General features: G+C 72.2%; 17 protein-coding genes, 1 other RNA gene and 1 pseudogene. 11 read left to right on the forward strand and 8 right to left on the reverse strand.

What is annotated here, in order from left to right:
• Positions 1-9: 9 nt before the first annotated feature.
• Together ACFYWX_RS16595 and ACFYWX_RS16600 are read right to left on the reverse strand one after the other, a co-directional pair.
• Positions 10-726 carry an ABC transporter permease gene (locus tag ACFYWX_RS16595; protein WP_389424737.1) on the reverse strand — a complete coding sequence of 239 codons (717 nt, stop codon included), beginning with the start codon at positions 724-726 and terminating at the stop codon, positions 10-12.
• The gene (locus tag ACFYWX_RS16600) at positions 723-1,640 is read right to left on the reverse strand and encodes an ATP-binding cassette domain-containing protein (RefSeq protein ID WP_389424738.1); all 918 of its coding nucleotides are present in this window, start codon (positions 1,638-1,640) and stop codon (positions 723-725) included. The genes ACFYWX_RS16595 and ACFYWX_RS16600 overlap by 4 nt, the downstream gene beginning before the upstream one ends.
• A 352-nt stretch (positions 1,641-1,992) precedes the next feature.
• Here ACFYWX_RS16600 and ACFYWX_RS16605 point away from each other — a divergent pair, with 352 nt between their 5' ends.
• From ACFYWX_RS16605 to ACFYWX_RS16615, 3 genes are all read left to right on the forward strand, one after another.
• Positions 1,993-2,850, forward strand: a complete 858-nt coding sequence (locus ACFYWX_RS16605; protein ID WP_389424739.1) for a MaoC/PaaZ C-terminal domain-containing protein — start codon at positions 1,993-1,995, stop codon at positions 2,848-2,850.
• A gap of 223 nt (positions 2,851-3,073) precedes the next feature.
• The gene (locus tag ACFYWX_RS16610) at positions 3,074-4,150 is read left to right on the forward strand and encodes a Zn-dependent alcohol dehydrogenase (RefSeq protein WP_389424740.1); all 1,077 of its coding nucleotides are present in this window, start codon (positions 3,074-3,076) and stop codon (positions 4,148-4,150) included.
• Between the two features lie 15 nt (positions 4,151-4,165).
• Positions 4,166-5,104, forward strand: a complete 939-nt coding sequence (locus ACFYWX_RS16615; RefSeq protein WP_389424741.1) for a 3-oxoacyl-ACP reductase — start codon at positions 4,166-4,168, stop codon at positions 5,102-5,104.
• A gap of 263 nt (positions 5,105-5,367) precedes the next feature.
• Here the strand turns inward: ACFYWX_RS16615 and ACFYWX_RS16620 are convergent, their stop codons facing one another.
• Positions 5,368-5,535, reverse strand: coding sequence for a hypothetical protein (locus tag ACFYWX_RS16620; protein WP_389424742.1), 168 nt, complete (start codon positions 5,533-5,535; stop codon positions 5,368-5,370).
• Positions 5,536-5,631: 96 nt separating this feature from the next.
• The gene (locus tag ACFYWX_RS16625; protein ID WP_389424743.1) at positions 5,632-6,861 is read right to left on the reverse strand and encodes a hypothetical protein; all 1,230 of its coding nucleotides are present in this window, start codon (positions 6,859-6,861) and stop codon (positions 5,632-5,634) included.
• A gap of 196 nt (positions 6,862-7,057) precedes the next feature.
• On the opposite strand from ACFYWX_RS16625, the gene ACFYWX_RS16630 reads away from it, so the two are divergent.
• The 3 genes from ACFYWX_RS16630 to ACFYWX_RS16640 are packed head-to-tail and all read left to right on the forward strand — an operon-like array spanning position 7,058 to position 10,036.
• Complete coding sequence (locus ACFYWX_RS16630; protein ID WP_389424744.1) at positions 7,058-7,912, forward strand: Nif3-like dinuclear metal center hexameric protein; 855 nt, start codon at positions 7,058-7,060, stop codon at positions 7,910-7,912.
• Positions 7,909-8,652, forward strand: a complete 744-nt coding sequence (locus ACFYWX_RS16635; protein WP_389424949.1) for a zinc ribbon domain-containing protein — start codon at positions 7,909-7,911, stop codon at positions 8,650-8,652. Before ACFYWX_RS16630 ends, ACFYWX_RS16635 begins: the two co-directional genes overlap by 4 nt.
• A 46-nt stretch (positions 8,653-8,698) precedes the next feature.
• Positions 8,699-10,036 (forward strand): bifunctional RNase H/acid phosphatase, encoded by a 1,338-nt coding sequence (locus ACFYWX_RS16640; RefSeq protein ID WP_389424745.1) that lies wholly within the window; start codon positions 8,699-8,701, stop codon positions 10,034-10,036.
• Here ACFYWX_RS16640 and eda read toward each other — a convergent pair.
• Both eda and yaaA read right to left on the reverse strand, forming a co-directional pair.
• Positions 10,008-10,670: a bifunctional 4-hydroxy-2-oxoglutarate aldolase/2-dehydro-3-deoxy-phosphogluconate aldolase gene (eda, locus tag ACFYWX_RS16645; RefSeq protein WP_389424746.1), complete on the reverse strand. Its 663-nt coding sequence runs from the start codon at positions 10,668-10,670 to the stop codon at positions 10,008-10,010. The genes ACFYWX_RS16640 and eda overlap by 29 nt on opposite strands.
• Before the next feature lie 87 nt (positions 10,671-10,757).
• Positions 10,758-11,540, reverse strand: a complete 783-nt coding sequence (yaaA, locus tag ACFYWX_RS16650; protein ID WP_389424747.1) for a peroxide stress protein YaaA — start codon at positions 11,538-11,540, stop codon at positions 10,758-10,760.
• Positions 11,541-11,615: 75 nt separating this feature from the next.
• Between yaaA and ACFYWX_RS16655 the strand changes: the two genes are divergently transcribed.
• A complete protein-coding gene (locus tag ACFYWX_RS16655) occupies positions 11,616-13,103 on the forward strand; it encodes an RNB domain-containing ribonuclease (RefSeq protein WP_389424748.1) in 1,488 nt (495 codons plus the stop codon).
• On the opposite strand, the gene ACFYWX_RS16660 is transcribed toward ACFYWX_RS16655, so the two are convergent.
• On the reverse strand, positions 13,054-13,344 hold the full coding sequence (locus ACFYWX_RS16660) for a hypothetical protein (RefSeq protein ID WP_389424749.1): 291 nt from the start codon (positions 13,342-13,344) through the stop codon (positions 13,054-13,056). The genes ACFYWX_RS16655 and ACFYWX_RS16660 overlap by 50 nt on opposite strands.
• Positions 13,341-13,568 (reverse strand): hypothetical protein, encoded by a 228-nt coding sequence (locus ACFYWX_RS16665; protein ID WP_389424750.1) that lies wholly within the window; start codon positions 13,566-13,568, stop codon positions 13,341-13,343. The genes ACFYWX_RS16660 and ACFYWX_RS16665 overlap by 4 nt, the downstream gene beginning before the upstream one ends.
• Before the next feature lie 125 nt (positions 13,569-13,693).
• Between ACFYWX_RS16665 and ACFYWX_RS16670 the strand changes: the two genes are divergently transcribed.
• The 4 genes and pseudogenes from ACFYWX_RS16670 (at position 13,694) to rnpB (ending at position 16,467) form a co-directional block, all read left to right on the forward strand.
• Complete coding sequence (locus ACFYWX_RS16670; protein ID WP_389424751.1) at positions 13,694-14,272, forward strand: Uma2 family endonuclease; 579 nt, start codon at positions 13,694-13,696, stop codon at positions 14,270-14,272.
• A 28-nt stretch (positions 14,273-14,300) separates the two neighbouring features.
• Positions 14,301-15,134 (forward strand): AraC family transcriptional regulator, encoded by an 834-nt coding sequence (locus tag ACFYWX_RS16675; RefSeq protein ID WP_389424752.1) that lies wholly within the window; start codon positions 14,301-14,303, stop codon positions 15,132-15,134.
• 19 nt (positions 15,135-15,153) lie between these two features.
• Positions 15,154-15,981 (forward strand): annotated as a pseudogene (locus ACFYWX_RS16680) (DMT family transporter); the annotation flags it as partial.
• A 70-nt stretch (positions 15,982-16,051) separates the two neighbouring features.
• An RNA gene (gene rnpB, locus ACFYWX_RS16685) (RNase P RNA component class A) lies at positions 16,052-16,467 on the forward strand.
• Positions 16,468-17,098: the final 631 nt, after the last annotated feature.

Genomic DNA, 17,098 nt, shown 5'->3' on the forward strand with positions numbered 1-17,098 from the left:
CCCCCTCGATCAGACGGCCGTGCCGCTGCGGCGGTACGACAGCACAGCGTACGAACCGAACACCAGCAGCCAGGCCGAAAGGACGAGTACGGCACCCGCCGCAGGAGCGTGGCCCTGCGCCACCGAACCGCCCAGCTGCGCGAACCGGTTGGTGGGCGTGTACGACGACACCGCGCGCAGCCAGCCCGGGAACAGGGCGACCGGGAACCACAGGCCGCCGAGGACGGACAGGCCCAGGTTGCACAGCATGTTCGCCACGCCCGTGGCCGGCCCGGTCAGCTGGTAGCCGTTGCCGAGGCCGAGCAGGGTGAAGGGGAACGAACCCAGCCACAGCAGCAGCGCGACCGCCGCCCACTGCCAGGCCGCCAGCCGTACGCCGTTGAGCAGGCCGCCCGCCGCGAGGACCGCGACGATCGCCGGAAGCACGGTCACCGAGCCGGTCAGCGCCCGGCCGACGACGACCGCGCGCGAGCTCAACGGGGTGACCCTCAGCTGCCGCAGCCAGCCGATCGCCCGGTCCTCGGCGACCCCGCCACCGGTGTTGACGGCGGAGCCGACGGCCCCGTACGCCGCCATTCCGACCATCGCCTCGGTGCGCCAACCGCCGTCGTCGGCGCCCAGGTTGGTGAAGAGCAGGTACATCAGCACCGGCATCGCGATCCCGCCGATCACGAAGCCCGGGTCACGCAGCGTCCGGCGCACCTCAAGCCACACGTAGTCCCTCATCGCGCCGACTCCTTCTGCTGTGCCGTCTCCCGCCTTGTGAGGTTCAGGAACGCGTCGTCCAGCGACGCCGGGGCGACCTCGAGGCCGCGGATCGCGCCCAGCCTGGCCAGGGCGACCACGGTGGCGTCGGAGTCGTCGGTGCGCAGCCGCGCCCGGCCCCCGGTGACCTCCACCGACCGGACGCCGGGCAGCAGGGCCAGGTCCGCCGGGCCGCGGCCCGCCCGGTCGACGGAGACTAGGTTGCCGCCCGCCGAGCGCCGCAGTTCCTCGCCCGTGCCGTCGGCGACGACCCGCCCGCGGTCGAGGACGAGGACCCGGTCGGCGTACGCGTCGGCCTCCTCCAGGTAGTGGGTGGAGAACAGCACGGTGTGGCCGCGCCGGGCGTAGGCCCGCATCGCCTCCCAGAAGGCGTGCCGTGCCTCGACGTCGAGGGCCGCCGTGGGCTCGTCCAGGACGAGCAGCGCGGGGTCGCCGGCGAGCGCGACCGCGAACCGGACCCGCTGGGTCTGGCCGCCGGACAACCGGTCCACGCGCCGTCCCGCCAACTCCGCGATCCCGGCCAGTTCCAGGGCCCGTGCGACGGGCAGCGGGGCCGGGTAGCGGCCGGCCACGAAGGCGACCAGCTCGCCGACGGTGACCCGGGGCACCGCCCGCGCCTCCTGGAGCATGGTGCCGACCCGGCCCGCCCGCACGGACACCTCCGGGGGCGCGCCGAACAGTTCCACCGTGCCCGCGTCCGGCTCGGCGAGGCCGAGCAGCAGGGAGATCGTCGTCGACTTGCCCGCGCCGTTGCGGCCCAGCAACGCGACCGTTTCGCCGTGCGCGATCTCCAGATCGACGCCGTCGACGGCGCGGACGTCGCCGTAGGCCTTGACCGCCCCTCGGAAGGAGACGGCCCGCTCTGTCTGTGTCATGGCCTCGACGCTACGGACCCGGCGCTCCCGCCCGGCAGATGCGCTTGTCCGGACTTCCGTAGGACAAATGTCAGGGGTGCCGCTCATTCTGCATCGGTGTTTCTGACATGCCGTCAGGAGACTTCACAAGTGCAGGTGCCTGGGCTATACAGAGGGTCCGCCGTACTGGAACGCGTTCTAGATCCGCGCCTTCCGCGGCCCGTGAACGACCTCGGTACGGCCGACGGTGCGGACGGCCGTACCGGGGTCTTCTCCATGAGTGACCGCAGTAACCGCAGTGACCGCAGTGGCCGCAGTGGCCGCAGTGACCACAGTGGCAGTGAACGCAGTGACCGCCGACTTCAGGAGCCCCATGCCCATCGATGCAGCCAAGGCGCTCGCCGCCGAGCCCCGCTCCGGCGAGCTCTCCTGGGACCACAAGGACGTGCAGCTCTACCACCTCGGTATCGGCGCGGGCAGCCCCGCAACCGATCCCGACGAGCTGCGCTACACCCTGGAGTCCCGGCTGCACGTCCTGCCCAGCTTCGCCACCGTCGCGGGCTCCGGCTCGCCCGGCGTGATCAGCGGACTGTCCATGCCCGGCGTCGACGTCGACCTCGCCCACGTCCTGCACGGCGGCCAGTCCCTGACCGTCCACCGCCCCCTCCCGGTCCGGGGCACCGCCACCGCCACCGGCAGGATCGCCGCCGTGTACGACAAGGGCAAGGCGGCCGTCCTCGTCATGCGCACCGAAGTCGGGGACACCGACGGGCCGTTGTGGACGAGCGACGCGCAGATCTTCGTACGGGGAGAGGGCGGCTGGGGCGGCGACCGGGGGCCGTCCGGGCGTCTGGAGCCACCGGCCGGTGAGCCGGACCGTGTCGTCGAGCGCCCGGTCCGCGAGGACCAGGCCCTCCTCTACCGCCTCTCCGGCGACTGGAACCCACTGCACGCCGATCCCGAGTTCGCCAAGCGCGCGGGCTTCGACCGGCCCATCCTGCACGGCCTGTGCACCTACGGCATGACCCTCAAGGCGGTCGTCGACACGCTGCTCGGCGGCGACGTCACCCGCGTCCGCTCCTACACCACGCGCTTCGCCGGAGTCGTGTATCCGGGCGAGACGCTGCGCGTCCGCATGTGGCGGCAGACCGGGAGGGTCCAGGTCGCCGTGACCGCCGTGGAACGCGACGACGCACCCGCCCTCGCCGACACCGTCGTCGAACACTCCTGAGCCGCCCACCGTCAGTCCACCGTCGAGTCCCGCAGTCTTGAGCCGCCCACCGTCGAGTCCCGCACTCTTGAGCCGCCCACCGTCGAGTCCCACACTCCTGAGCCGGCCCAACGTCGAGCCGAACAGCCCTGAGCCGGCCCACCGTCGAGTCCCACATTCCTGAGCCGGCCCACCGTCGAGCCGAACAGCCCTGAGCCAGCCCACCGTCGAGGGGAGCCGCACCATGCGCGCAGCCGTACTGCAGGAGATCGGCCAGGAAAAGCTGGAGGTGCTGGACGACGTCGAGGCGGTGGGCTTTGGTCCCGGCAGGGTGAGGATCCGGGTGCGGGCCACGGGCCTGTGCCACTCGGACCTGTCGGCGATGAACGGGGTGCTGCCGCAGCCGGCACCGTTCGTGCCCGGCCACGAGGGCGCCGGCGAGATACTCGAAGTCGGCGAGGGCGTCACCCACCTGAAGGCGGGCGACCGGGTGGTGGTCTGCTGGCTGCCGGCCTGCGGCGTGTGTCCCGCCTGCAAGCGCGGGCAGACCGAGCTGTGCCTGGCCGGGTTCATGAACGCGGGCACGCCCAACTTCCGCCGCCCCGGCGGGGATCTCTTCGGCTTCGCGGGCACCGGCACCTTCGCCGAGGAGGTCGTCGTGGACGCGGGCTGCGCGGTGCCGATCCCCGGCGACGTGCCCTTCGACATCGCCGCCCTCATCGGCTGCGGGGTCACCACCGGACTGGGCGCGGCCCTCAACACCGCCGACGTGGAAGCGGGTTCGTCGGTCGCCGTCATCGGCTGCGGGGGCGTCGGCATCTCCGCGATCCAGGGCGCGCGGCTGCGGGGCGCCGCCGAGATCGTCGCCGTCGACCCCGTCTCCGCCCGCCGCGAGGCGGCCCTCAGGTTCGGCGCCACGCAGGCCGTATCGCCGGACGAGCTGGCCGACGCCAAGCAGCGCGTCACCGGCGGCGAGGGCTTCGACTACGTCTTCGAGGTCGTCGGCAAGTCGGCCACCGCGCGGACGGCGTACGAGACGACCCGGCGCGGCGGCACCCTGGTCGTCGTCGGCGCGGGCGCCATGGACGACTTCCTCCAGCTCAACATGTTCGAGCTGTTCTTCGACGAGAAGCGGATCCTGCCCTCGATGTACGGCGGCGGCGACGTCCTGCGCTCCTACGAGCGCACCATCGCCCTGTGGCGGGCGGGCCGCGTCGACCTCGACGGCCTCATCACGCACCGGGTGCCGCTCGCCGAGGTCAACGAGGCCCTCGACCAGATGCGCACGGGGACCTCGCTGCGCACCTGCGTCGAGATCTGAGGCACGGGGGCCTTCATGTCACTGCCACTCGAGGGACTCTCCGCCATCGTCACCGGCGCCGGGCGCGGCCTCGGCCGGGCGGAGGCGCTGGAGCTCGCCCGGCTCGGCGCGGCCGTCGTCGTCAACGACTACGGGCGGCCAAAACGCGACGGATCGGGTCCGGCCTCCGCCGGCCCCGCCGAGGAGGTCGCCGCCGAGATCCGCGCGGCGGGCGGCACCGCACTCGCCCACACCGGGGACGTCGGCGACTTCCAACAGGCCCGCGAACTGGTTGAGTTGGCGATCGCCGAGTACGGCAAGCTGGACATCCTGGTCAACAACGCGGGCATCCTGCGTGACCGTATGGTCTTCTCCCTCTCCGAGGAGGAGTGGGACGCGGTGCTCCGGGTCCACCTCAAGGGCCACTTCAACACGACCCGGTTCGCGGCGGCGCACTGGCGGGAGCGGTCCAAGGCGGCGGGCCGGCCGGTGTACGGGCGGATCGTGAACACCTCGTCCGAGGCGTTCCTGGCCGGCTCGGCCGGACAGCCCAACTACGCGGCCGCCAAGGGCGGAATCGTCGGGCTGACCACCTCCACGGCCCTCGCCCTCACCAAGTACGGCGTGACGGCCAACGTCATCTGCCCGCGCGCCCGCACCCGGATGACCGAGGACGTCTTCGCCCGCATCGAGCAGCCCGCCGAGGGCCTGGACCCGCTCGCCCCCGAACATGTCGCCCCGCTCGTCGGCTACCTCGCCTCGCCCGCCGCCGGGCGGATCAACGGCCAACTGCTCGTCGTGCACGGCGGCATGGTCGCGATCGTCGAACGGCCACGCATCCAGGCGAAGTTCGACAGCAAGCAGGACGCCTTCACGTACGACGAGCTGGACACCCTGCTCACACCGCACTACGCGGACCGGCCACCGGGGGAGACGTTCGCGGCGGCGGAGGTGCTGGCGCTGAAGCGGGGGTGATCGTCCCCGGCCGCACGGCGGTCGGGCCGTAAGCCGGTCCGGTCGTACGGCACTCCGGCCGTAAGCCGGTCCGGTCGTAAGCCGGTCCGGCCGTAAGCCGGTCCGGTCGTACGGAACTCCGGTCGTACGGTGCTCCGGCCGTACGGTGCTCAGGCCGTAAGGCGGTCCGGCCGCACGGCGTTCATGACAACGGCCCCGCCCGTCCGGAGACGAGCGGGGCCGTGTGCCGCGTACCCGGGAGACCGGGTCACGCTGACGTACCGTCAGGCCGCCGTTTCGGCGGTTCGGTCCGCCGGCTTGCGGTGGCGGCCGCGCGGGGCCGCCTCGCTGTCCTGGGCCGAGACCGGCCCCCGGTGCTTTCCGTGCCCGGTGGCCTCCTGGGCCTCCTTGGCGTCGGTCTGCAGCGGCTGGGTCGTGCTGGCGTCGTTCATCGGAAGAATTCACCCCGTCAACATGATCTTTCTTACAGCCGGGCGAGTCTAACCGGCACACCTCGGCCCGAATCCAGCCGCACACGCCAACCGGCACTAGTTCGTTACAAGGCGTCCCAACGGGGCCTGTTGCAGGGGAACGGGCCGTGCAGCCACGGGCTCCGGAGGCGACTCGGCGTCCGCCGGGTCCGTCGGCTCGGGAGCCGGTGCCGGTACCGACTCGGGCGCGGATTCCGACACCGGCACCGACACCGGCTCCGGTGCCGGCGCCGAAGCCGTACTCTCCTGGATCGCTCCCATCGGAACCTCCAACTCCGCCACACCGCACGGCACTTCCGTCGTGGCGTACGGCAACCGCAGTACCGCCTCCGGCGTCCACAGGCCCGCCCCCGTCAACCACCCTTCCGGGGCCCGGAGATGGTGCAGCTGCCGCTGGGCCGGCCGCCACACCGCGAGCGAGCTGCCGTACGGCCCGTCGACGCGCAGCGCCACCGCGCAGCCCTCCGGCGTCAGCATCTGCTCCGGCTGGATCGCGAAGGGCGTGACCGTGCAGCCGGACACCCGCAGGCACTCCGGGAAGCGCACCGGCAGCGAGCTGCCCAGCACGCCCCAGCCCAGTCGCCGGCGCCCGGGCGAGGGCGCGTCCGAGGCGATGAGGAGCAGCCCGCTGTCGGGGTCGGCGAGCAGCAGCCGGTCGTCGCTGTCGGCGGTGATCTGGAGCAGCGGCGACACCTCGCCACCCCGCTCCAGGTCCACCACGACCGCCTTGGTGCGGCCGCCGACCTCGCGGTCCAGCGCCAGCATCCGCCCCGTGCGGTCCAGCCACACCCCGCCCGAACAGTGCCCGGGGATCTCGGCCAGGTGTTCGGGCCCGAACGCGCCGCCCGCCACCAGCCACACCGCCGTGGAGTGCGGGCCCGCGGCGATCGCGTACGCCCGTTCGCCGCCCGGCGCCGGAGGCAGCAGTCGCAACCGGGTGACGTCGTCCGGGCACTCGACCGCGCCCAGCGGGAGCTCGCCGGTGCCGGGGCCGGTGGGGTAGAGGAGCGAGAACGCGTGCCGTCCGTCGACGAACCGGCGGATGAGGACGCGCCCGTCCTTCATCGGCTGCACCTCGGTGCCGGGCTCCTCGGGCTGGTTGCCGGGCAGGGGCACGGCGTACGGCTCGGGGCCGTCGAGCGTCCAGCGCTCCGGGAACCAGATGTCGGGCCCGGCGCCCCGGGCGAGGCGCGCGGCGTAGCCGCCGTCCACCGTGATCACGCATCCCGCCTGCGGCGTCCGGTCGTCCTCGTCCTCAGCGGCGGGTTCGATGGCACAGGCTGTCATCGTTCGGTCACCTCCGGTCACTCTCGGCGACGAAGGTAGTTTTCGTACGCACGGACGTGGGAGCGGGGCCGGACGCTTCACACATAAGGGTGGTGGAGAAGCGATTCGCCTGAGCCGACCGGGGCGGATGTGCTGACCGGGCCGTTCGCCCCCGGGAGCGGTGCGTTCGCGCAGAACGGCCAGGTAGCCTTTCCCCGTGCCCCGTCTGTCTGAAGTCATCACCGCGCTGGAGAACCTGTGGCCCGCCGAGCGGGCCGAGTCCTGGGACGCGGTCGGCACCGTCGTGGGCGACCCCGGCCAGGAGGTCTCCCGGGTCCTGTTCGCCGTCGACCCCGTCCAGGAGATCGTCGACGAGGCGGTGAAGATCGGCGCCGACCTGCTCGTCACCCACCACCCGCTCTATCTGCGCGGGACGACGACGGTCGCGGCCTCCACCTTCAAGGGCCGAGTGGTGCACACCCTCATCAAGAACGACATCGCGCTGCACGTGGCGCACACCAACGCGGACACGGCCGACCCGGGTGTCTCCGACGCCCTTGCGGGCGCCCTGGACCTCCGTGTCGTACGACCGCTCGTGCCGGACCCCACCGACCCCGAGGGCCGTCGCGGCCTGGGCCGGGTCTGCGAGCTGGACCACCCCGTCACCGTCCGCGAGTTCGCCGCCCGCGCGGCCGAGCGGCTGCCCGCCACCGCGCAGGGCATCCGGATCGCCGGAGACCCCGAGGCGGTCGTCCACACGGTCGCCGTCAGCGGCGGATCCGGCGACAGCCTCTTCGACCACGTCCGCGCGGCCGGCGTCGACGTCTTCCTCACCGCGGACCTGCGCCACCACCCGGCCTCCGAGGCCCGCGCCCACAGTCCCCTCGCGCTGCTCGACGCCGCGCACTGGGCCACCGAATGGCCCTGGTGCGAGCTGGCCGCCGCCCAGCTCGACGAGATCTCCGACCGTCACGGATGGGGCCTTCGCGTCCACGTCTCGAAGACGGTCACCGACCCCTGGACGGCCCACGCGGCGTCCACCGCCACCGAATCTCTGGGAGCCCCCAACTGAACGCCGCGCCCGCCGACCAGATCCGACTCCTCGACGTCCAGGCCCTCGACGTCCGCCTCCAGCAGCTCGCCCACAAGCGGAAGTCGCTCCCCGAGCACGCCGAGATCGAGTCGCTGACCAAGGACCTGACGCAGCTGCGCGACCTGCTCGTGGCCGCGCAGACCGAGGAGAGCGACACCGCCCGCGAGCAGACCAAGGCCGAGCAGGACGTCGACCAGGTCCGCCAGCGCGCCGCCCGCGACCAGCAGCGCCTCGACTCCGGTGCGATCACCTCCCCGAAGGACCTGGAGAACCTCCAGCGCGAGATCGCCTCCCTCGCCAAGCGCCAGGGCGACCTCGAGGACGTCGTCCTGGAGGTCATGGAGCGCCGCGAGTCCGCCCAGGAGCGGGTCGCCGAGCTGACCGAGCGGGTCGGCTCCGTCCAGGCGAAGATCGACGACGCGACCGGGCGCCGGGACACGGCCTTCGAGGAGATCGACGGCGAGGTGGCCTCGGTGACGAAGGAGCGCGAGGTCATCGCCGCCGCCGTCCCGGCGGACCTCCTCAAGCTCTACGACAAGCTGCGCCAGCAGCAGGGCGGCGTCGGCGCGGCCCGGCTGCTCCAGCGCACCTGCCAGGGCTGCCGTCAGGAGCTGTCGATCACCGACATCAACGACATTCGCAAGGCCACGCCCGACATGGTGGTCCGGTGCGAGAACTGCAGCCGCATCCTGGTGCGTACGGGCGAGTCCGGGCTGTAAGAGGCAAGCGCGGCAAGCGCGTCAGCGACAGTAAGGGGCTTTGGTCGTGCGGGAGTTCATCGTCGAGGCGGACGGCGGATCACGGGGCAACCCGGGGCCCGCGGGCTACGGATCCGTCGTGATCGACGCGGCGACGGGGCAGGCGCTCGTCGAACGCGCCGAGTACATCGGCGTCGCCACGAACAACGTCGCCGAGTACCGCGGCCTCGTGGCCGGCCTGCACGCCGCCCGCGAACTCGACCCGTCCGCCAAGGTCCACGTCCGCATGGACTCCAAGCTCGTCATCGAGCAGATGTCGGGCCGCTGGAAGATCAAGCACCCCGACATGAAGCCGCTGGCGATGGAGGCGTCCCGCGTCCTCCCGCCCGAGCAGGTCACCTACGAGTGGATCCCCCGCGAGCAGAACAAGCACGCGGACCGCCTGGCGAACGAGGCGATGGACGCGGGCAAGCGGGGCGAACGCTGGGAGCCGTCGACGTCGACCGCCGAACTGGACGCGGCGACCCCGTCGCTTCCGACGGCCGGGTCTCCCGGCACCGATGCCGCCCTCGGTACCGGCACCGATGCCGCCCTCGGTACTGGCACCGATGCCGCCCTCGGTACTGGCACCGATGTCACTGGCGCTACCGACGCCACGCTCGGTGCCGATGCCACCCTCGGCACGGATGCCACCCTCGGCACGGATGCCGCCAAGGCCGATGCCGACGTGCGGGCCGCGCGTGCCGTGGTCAGCCCCGGGTGGGCCCCCGCCGACATGGGTGCCCCCGCGACCTTCGTGCTGCTGCGGCACGGTGAGACGCCGTTGACGCCGCAGAAGCGGTTCTCGGGGAGTGGCGGGACGGATCCGTCCCTGTCGGACGTCGGGCGCGAGCAGGCCGAGCGGGTCGGCGCGGCGCTGGCCCGGCGCGGCACGATCCAGGCCGTCGTCGCCTCCCCCCTCGCCCGCACCCGCGAGACCGCCGGCATCGTCGCCGCGCGCCTCGGCCTGGAGGTGAGCGTCGACGACGGGCTGCGGGAGACCGACTTCGGCGCCTGGGAGGGCCTCACCTTCGGCGAGGTCCGCGAACGCTACCCGGACGACCTGAACGCCTGGCTCGCCGATCCGGAGGCCGAACCGACCGGCGGCGGCGAGAGCTTCGCGGCGACCGCCACCCGGATCACCGCCACCCGCGACAAGCTGATCGCGGCGTACGCGGGCCGCACGGTCCTGCTCGTCACCCACGTGACCCCGATCAAGACCTTCGTACGGCTCGCCCTGGGCGCCCCGCCCGAGTCCCTGTTCCGCATGGAGCTCTCGGCGGCCGCGCTCTCGGCGGTGGCGTACTACGCGGACGGCAACGCGAGCGTCCGCCTGTTCAACGACACGTCCCACCTGCGGCCCTGAGCCGGGAGGCGGCGCGCGCCAGGCTCTCGACCCGGGCCCAGTCCCGCGCCGCCACCGCGTCCGCCGGAAGCATCCAGGTCCCGCCCACACACGCCACGTTGGGCAGCGCCAGATACTCCGCCGCGTTGTCCGGGCCGACCCCGCCCGTCGGACAGAAGCGGGCCTGGGGGAGCGGCCCGGCCAGGGACCTGAGATAGGCCGTCCCGCCGGCCGCCTGCGCCGGGAAGAACTTCATCTCCCGCACCCCGCGCTCCAGCAGCGCCACCACCTCGGACGTGGTCGACACCCCCGGCAGGAACGGCAGCCCCGACGCCCGCATCGCCGTCAGCAGTACGTCCGTCCAGCCAGGGCTCACCAGGAACCGCGCCCCCGCCGCCGCGCACGCCGTGACCTGCTCCGGCGCGATCACGGTCCCCGCCCCGACCACGGCCTCCGGGACCGCCCCGGCGATCTCCCGGATCGCGTCGAGCGCGACCGGCGTCCGCAGAGTCATCTCGATCGCGGGCAGCCCGCCTGCCACCAGCGCCCGCGCCAGCGGTACGGCGTCGGACACGTCGTCGAGGACCACCACGGGCACGACAGGGGCCAGATCCAGTACCGAGGCAGCCGGAGAGGAGGGCAGCGGTGAGGTCATGCGCCTCATCCTGCCCTCGGGGTGCAGCCTGCGCAAAGGTCATTGCGTATGTTGCAATATCGACCCCGGATGCGCGATTTGATCGGCTCAGTGCACCTCGTCCACCAGCACATCCAGCGTCCAGGGCGTCCCCGCCCGCGCCGGCTCCCGCGCCTCCACCACATACCCGAGCTCGCGCAGCGCCTCCACCAGCTCCGCCGGGCCCTTCGGCGCGATCCCGGCCGCCAGCAGGCTCCGTACGATCCGCCCCTTCGTCGCCTTGTTGAAGTGGCTGACCACCTTCCGGGTCGGCGCGTGCAGCACCCGCACGCTCGCCGTGCGCCCGGCGACCTCCCCCTTCGGCTTCCAGGCCGCCGCGTACGCCGACGACCGCAGATCCAGCACCAGCCCGTCCCCGGCCACCTCGGGAAGCGCCGCCGCCATCGGCGCACGCCAGTACGCGCCCAGTCCCCCGAGCCCCGGCAGCTTCACCCCCATCGAGCAGCGGTACGACGGAATCCGGTCCGTCACCCGGACCGCACCCCACAACCCCGAGAACACCAGCAGGGACCGGGCCGCGCGCCTCTTCGCGGCCGTGTCCAGCGAGGCCAGGTCCAGGGCGTCGTACAGCACACCGGTGTAGATCTCCCCGGCGGGCCGGGCCCCCGCCGTGCGCAGCCCGGTGTTCTTCGCGACCTCACCGCGCAGCCCCTCGCTCAGCCCGAGCACGTCGCGGGCCTTGTCCTCGTCGCCGGCGCACAGTTCGACGAGCTCGCCGAGCACGGTCTCACGGGCGGCGGTGAGCTCCGGCAGCGACAGCGACTCCAGCTTCAGCGGGGCGCCACGACCGGACGAGGCCTTGCCTTCGGAGGGCGGCAGCAGGACGAGCACGGGGGATCTCCTTCGGTTGAGCTCTGCGACAGCGTACGGCGTGCCGCCCCGCGACCCCGGCCCTACGCTCGTTGCATGCCCCGCCGCCACATCCGCGTGACCGGCGCCCCCGAAAACCCCCTCCGGGCCGCCCTCACCGCCCTGCGTGTCCGACTAGGTGTGCCGGAGAACTTCCCGACGGAGGTCCTGGCCGAGGCGGACCGCGCGGCGCAGTCCGCCGACCCGCCGCCCTACGACGCCACCGACATCCCCTTCTTCACCATCGACCCTCCCACCCGTCGCCCGCCACCACCCTTCCCACGAGTCGCTACGCGACCACCTCTTGATTCCACCGACCTCGACCAGGCGCTGTACCTCGCCCGGCAGGGCACCGGCTACCGCGTCCGGTACGCCATCGCCGACGTCGCCGCCTTCGTCGTACCCGGCGGAGCACTCGACGCGGAGGCCCACCGCCGGGTGACCACCCTGTACTTCCCCGACGAGAAGACCCCGCTGCACCCGCCCGTGCTCAGCGAGGGCGCCGCGAGTCTCCTCCCCGGCCTGCCCCGCCCGGCCGCGCTGTGGACGATCGACCTCGACGAGGACGGCCGGACGCTCGCCGTCGATGTCCGCCGGGCCCTCGTCCGCAGCCGGACCAGGCTCGACTACACCGCCGTACAGAAACAGATCGACGTCAAGACGGCCGAGGAACCGCTGGCGCTGCTCAAGGAGCTCGGCCAGGCGCGCGAGCGGCTGGAGACGGAGCGGGGCGGCATCTCACTGAACGTGCCGGAACAGGAGATCGTCGAGCGGGACGACACGTACGAACTCACCTACCGCGCCCCCCTCCCCGTCGAGGGCTGGAACGCCCAGATCTCCCTGCTCACCGGCATGGCGGCCGCCGACCTCATGCTGGCCTACGGCACCGGCGTCCTGCGCACCCTCCCCGCCGCCCCGGACGGCGCCGTCGGCCGTCTACGCCGTACCGCCCGCGCCCTGCGCATCGACTGGCCGCACCACGTCTCGTACGCCCAGCTGATCCGCTCCCTCGACCCGCACCGCCCCGACCACGCGGCCTTCCTCCAGGAGTGCACGACCCTGCTGCGCGGCGCCGGCTACACGGTCTTCCGCGACGGCAGGCTCCCCGCCATCACCACACACGCCGCCGTCGCCGCCCCGTACACCCACTGCACCGCCCCCCTGCGCCGCCTCGCCGACCGCTACGCCACCGAGATCTGCCTCGCGGCGGCAGGCAGCCGGCCCGCCCCACCCGACTGGGTGCTCGCCGCCCTCGACACGCTCCCCGGCGAGATGGCCGAGGGCGGCCGCAGAGCGGCGGGCATCGAGCGCGCCTGCGTCGACATCGTCGAGGCCGCCCTGCTCAGGGACCGGGTCGGCGAGATCTTCGACGGCTGCGTGGTGGACGTGGAGGAACGCCGACCGACCGTCGGAACGGTCCAGCTGGAGTCCCCGGCCGTCATCGGCCGCATCGACGGCGACCCCCTCCCCCTGGGCGAGCGCCTCCCGGTCCGCCTCACCCGGGCCGACCCGACAGCTGCGACGGTCCGCTTCGCTCCCGCGTGAGGGCATGGGTCAGGGCCCGTACGAGGTCGTCGGCGTCGTCGGCGTGAAGGCGGACGAGGCTCACCTGCCGTGCCCGGCCGAGCAAGGTGAGGTGGGTGACCGGCTCGGCGGGCTCCAGAGTGAGGGAGGTCTGCGAGCCGACGGCGACATCCAGCTCACCGTCGCTCCGCTCGTGGCTCATCCGCCCCAGGCCGGTGAACAGCCGCAGCTCATGCCGGAGGAGCACGGACGCGACCCTCATGGCGTTCCTTCCGTTCCGTCGATGAGCATCCGCAGCGCAAGACGGAGCGCCTCCGCCTGCGCCGGGGCGAAGTCCGCGTACAGGGCACGCAGGAAGGCGTGGTCGTGGTCGATGTCGCCCTCCGGGAGCATTTCCCGGGGGATGAGGGAGGCCAGGACCCGGGCCGCTTCCGTCACCCGGGGATCATCGGTCTCCGCATCCGCGAGCGCGTCGAGCAGGGTCAAGCGAGCGGTTCGGTGCCTGACGGCCGCCGTGATCGTGTGCCACGATCGAGGGAACGGTTCCCGATCCACGGACAGGTGATCCACCGATGTCCCAGTCTGGCGAGCGACCGAAGGAGGGGCGTGACATGACTGCCATGGCCCATGAGCCGCTCACACAGGAAGAGATCCTGCTGGACGGCTTTCTCGCCCTGGACACGCCGGAGGGTTTCCGGGCGGAGCTTGTCGAGGGGGACATCGTTGTGACACCGCCGCCGGACGGGGATCACGAGGACTACATCGGGCTCATCCTGGAGCAGGTGCTCCAGCGGTCCCGAACCAGGATGCAGTTCGCCGGGCACAAGGGGCTGAAGCTGGGGAAAGCGGAGGGGTGCCCGAAGGACCACGTGATTCCGGACGGCACGTTCGCTCCCAGGGAACTACGGCTCTATCGGGGCGCCGACCCCTGGATGCCCTGCCAGGGCGTCGCCATGGTGCTGGAGGTGACGTCCACCAAGCCCCAAGCAGACCGTGAAGTCAAACGCCGCTGCTACGCCCGCGCCGGCATTCCCTTCTACCTGCTCGTCGACCGCGAAACCACTGAGGTCACACTTCTCAGCAATCCGGGTCCAGACGACTACCGCCAGCGCTGCACCGTCCCCTTCGGCAAGCCGCTCAACCTCCCCGACCCCTTCGCCTTCGACCTGGACACGAGCGACTTCCTCTGATCCCCTGTGAGCCGGGAGGGGGTGTGAGGTGAGCGCACGGGAACAGGCCCTGTGGACCAGGGCGCGGCTCGGTCGTTGCGGACCCCCGCTCGACCTGCTCACCGCCTGCTTCGACCACCACGTCTACGCCCCGCACGCCCACGACGAGTTCACCATCGGCGTCTGCGTGGGCGGCTCCGAGTTCATCGACTACCGCGGCGGCCGTATCCACACGGGCCCGGGCTCCATCGTCGTACTGGCCCCCGGCGAGATGCACACCGGCGGCCCCGCCAACGCCACCGACGGCTACGCGTACCGCGCCCTGTACGCGGAACCCTCTCTCCTCACCGAGGGCACCCTCGGCAGCGGCCTCCCGCACTTCCGTGACCCCCTCCTCGACGACCCCGAGCTGGCCGCCGCCCTACGCCTGACGCACACCGAGCTCAGCGCCTGCCCCGACCCGCTGGAGGCGGAGTCCCGCCTGCCGTGGCTGCTCACGGCACTGGCCCGACGCCACTCCACGGCCCGCGCGGGTTGCGACACGGTCCCCGGCGCCGCGCTCGTCGCCCACGCCGTCCGCGACCGCCTCGCCGACGAACTCCTCGCCCCACCGTCCCTCGCCGCCCTCGCCGCCGACCTGGGCCTGTCCCGCTACCAGCTCCTGCGTGCCTTCCGTACGACGATGGGGGTGCCGCCGTACGCATGGCTGGCCCAGTACCGGGTCCACCGGGCCCGCGGCCTCCTGGAGTCCGGCCTGCGCCCGGCGGAGGTGGCGACCATGGTGGGCTTCGCCGACCAGGCACACCTGACCCGCTGGTTCCGCCGCGTCCTGGGCGTGACACCGGCGGCGTACCGCAACAGCGTTCAAGACACGGGCGGTTGACCCGGCCGACACTCCCCGCATGACTGCACGCGGCTGGTTCCTCTTCTCCCTCATGGGCGTGATCTGGGGCATCCCCTACCTGATGATCAAAGTGGCGGTGGAGGACCTCTCCCCGTCCATGGTGGTGTTCACGCGATGTGCCTTGGGGGCCGTGCTCCTGCTCCCCTTCGCACTCCGGCAGCCCGGCCTGCCCCGCACGATCCGCGCCCACTGGCGCCCCATGCTGGCCTTCGCGTGCATCGAGATCATCGGCCCCTGGTTCACCCTCACCGACGCCGAACGCCACCTCTCCAGCTCCACGGCGGGCCTGCTGATCGCGGGCGTCCCCATCGTCGGAGTACTCTTCGCCCGCTACTTCGGCGACACGGAGACCCTGGGCATACGCCGCGTGACGGGCCTCGCCCTCGGCCTCGCAGGGGTGGCCGTCCTCACCGTCCCCCACCTCACCGGCGGCGACGCCCGCTCCCTGGGCGAGGTCTTCCTGACGGTGCTCGGGTATGCGACGGCCCCGCTGATCGCCGCTCGCCACTTGAAGGACGTCCCCTCCCTCCACCTCACGGCCCCCTGCCTGGCCCTGGCGGCGCTGGTCTACGCCCCGGCGGCGGCAGCAACCTGGCCCACGGAACTCCCTTCCGCCGAAGTCCTTGCCGCCCTCGCCGGCCTGGGCGTGATCTGCACGGCGGTCGCCTTCGTCGCCTTCCTGGAGCTGATCAAGGAGGCGGGCCCGACCCGGGCGACGGTCATCACGTACGTCAACCCGGCGGTAGCGGTCGCGGCGGGCGCCCTGCTCCTGGACGAGCCCCTGACGGCAGGGATCGCCGTAGCCTTCGGCCTGATCCTCGCAGGCTCGGTCCTGGCGACGGCCGGACCCGGCAGGAAGCGCCCCTCCCGCCCGGTAACATGGTCGACACGGCAGACGAGCCGGGCGGACGGCCGCGTGGAATCCTCTCTCGGAGGACTCCCCGAGGAACGTCCGGGCTCCACAGGGCAGGGTGATGGCTAACGGCCACCCGGGGTGACCCGCGGGACAGTGCCACAGAAAACAAACCGCCCGGCGCTTCGGCGCCGGGTAAGGGTGAAACGGTGGTGTAAGAGACCACCAGTGCCCAGGGCGACCTGGGCAGCTAGGTAAACCCCACCCGGAGCAAGGTCAAAAGGGAGTGCCTGTAGGGATACGAGGCGCTCCTGCGCGGACGTTCGAGGGCTGCCCGCCCGAGTCCGCGGGTAGACCGCACGAGGCCGGTGGCAACACCGGTCCTAGATGGATGGCCGTCTCCCCGGCCGCCGCGAGGCGACTGGGTGACAGAACCCGGCGTACAGCCCGACTCGTCTGCCATTTGAGCCCTGACCAGGGAAAACAACCTGGCCGGGGGAGCTCTCGGGCGGTTGTGCACTGGATGTGCCGGAGGTGGGGTGCTGTTGGGTGGGGCTGCGGGCTGTGAAGGGCGCGCGGGTAGGATTCCTCGGCAGGACTTGAACTTGCGGTCAAGCGCTCGGCGGCCAGCCTCCGCAGCCGGCGCAGCACTTCACGCTCGGCCGTCAGCTCTCCCGGCGCCCCCTGCCCACGGTCGATCGTGTCCTGCTTGACCCAGTTCCGCAGTCCCTCGGCACTGACCTGAGCTCCCGGGCCACCTCGGTGACGGGCTTCCCGGACGAGCGCACGAACGCGACCGCATTCCGTTCGAACCCCTCCGTGTACCGCCTGCTGCGGTTGCTCTTGCTTCCCACCTGGCCTGCTTCCTCTGGAAGCTCACGTCCCAATCTCCAGGTGTCCTGGGTCAAGGGGAAGGTTCAGGGGTGCCTGGCGACTTCGTCTTTCCGGTCCTGATCGGACTTGGTGGAATGGCCGCCGTGCTGCTGCTACGGGCGCGGTGGCCTGAATAGTTCGTTTGTTGCTGCTGAGGAATGGGGGTGTCACCCGCTGCAGTGGCGCACACGGCACACGGCGTCCGTACTGATACGTC

The organism is Streptomyces sp. NPDC002888 (genome assembly GCF_042888465.1).
Classification (GTDB): domain Bacteria; phylum Actinomycetota; class Actinomycetes; order Streptomycetales; family Streptomycetaceae; genus Streptomyces.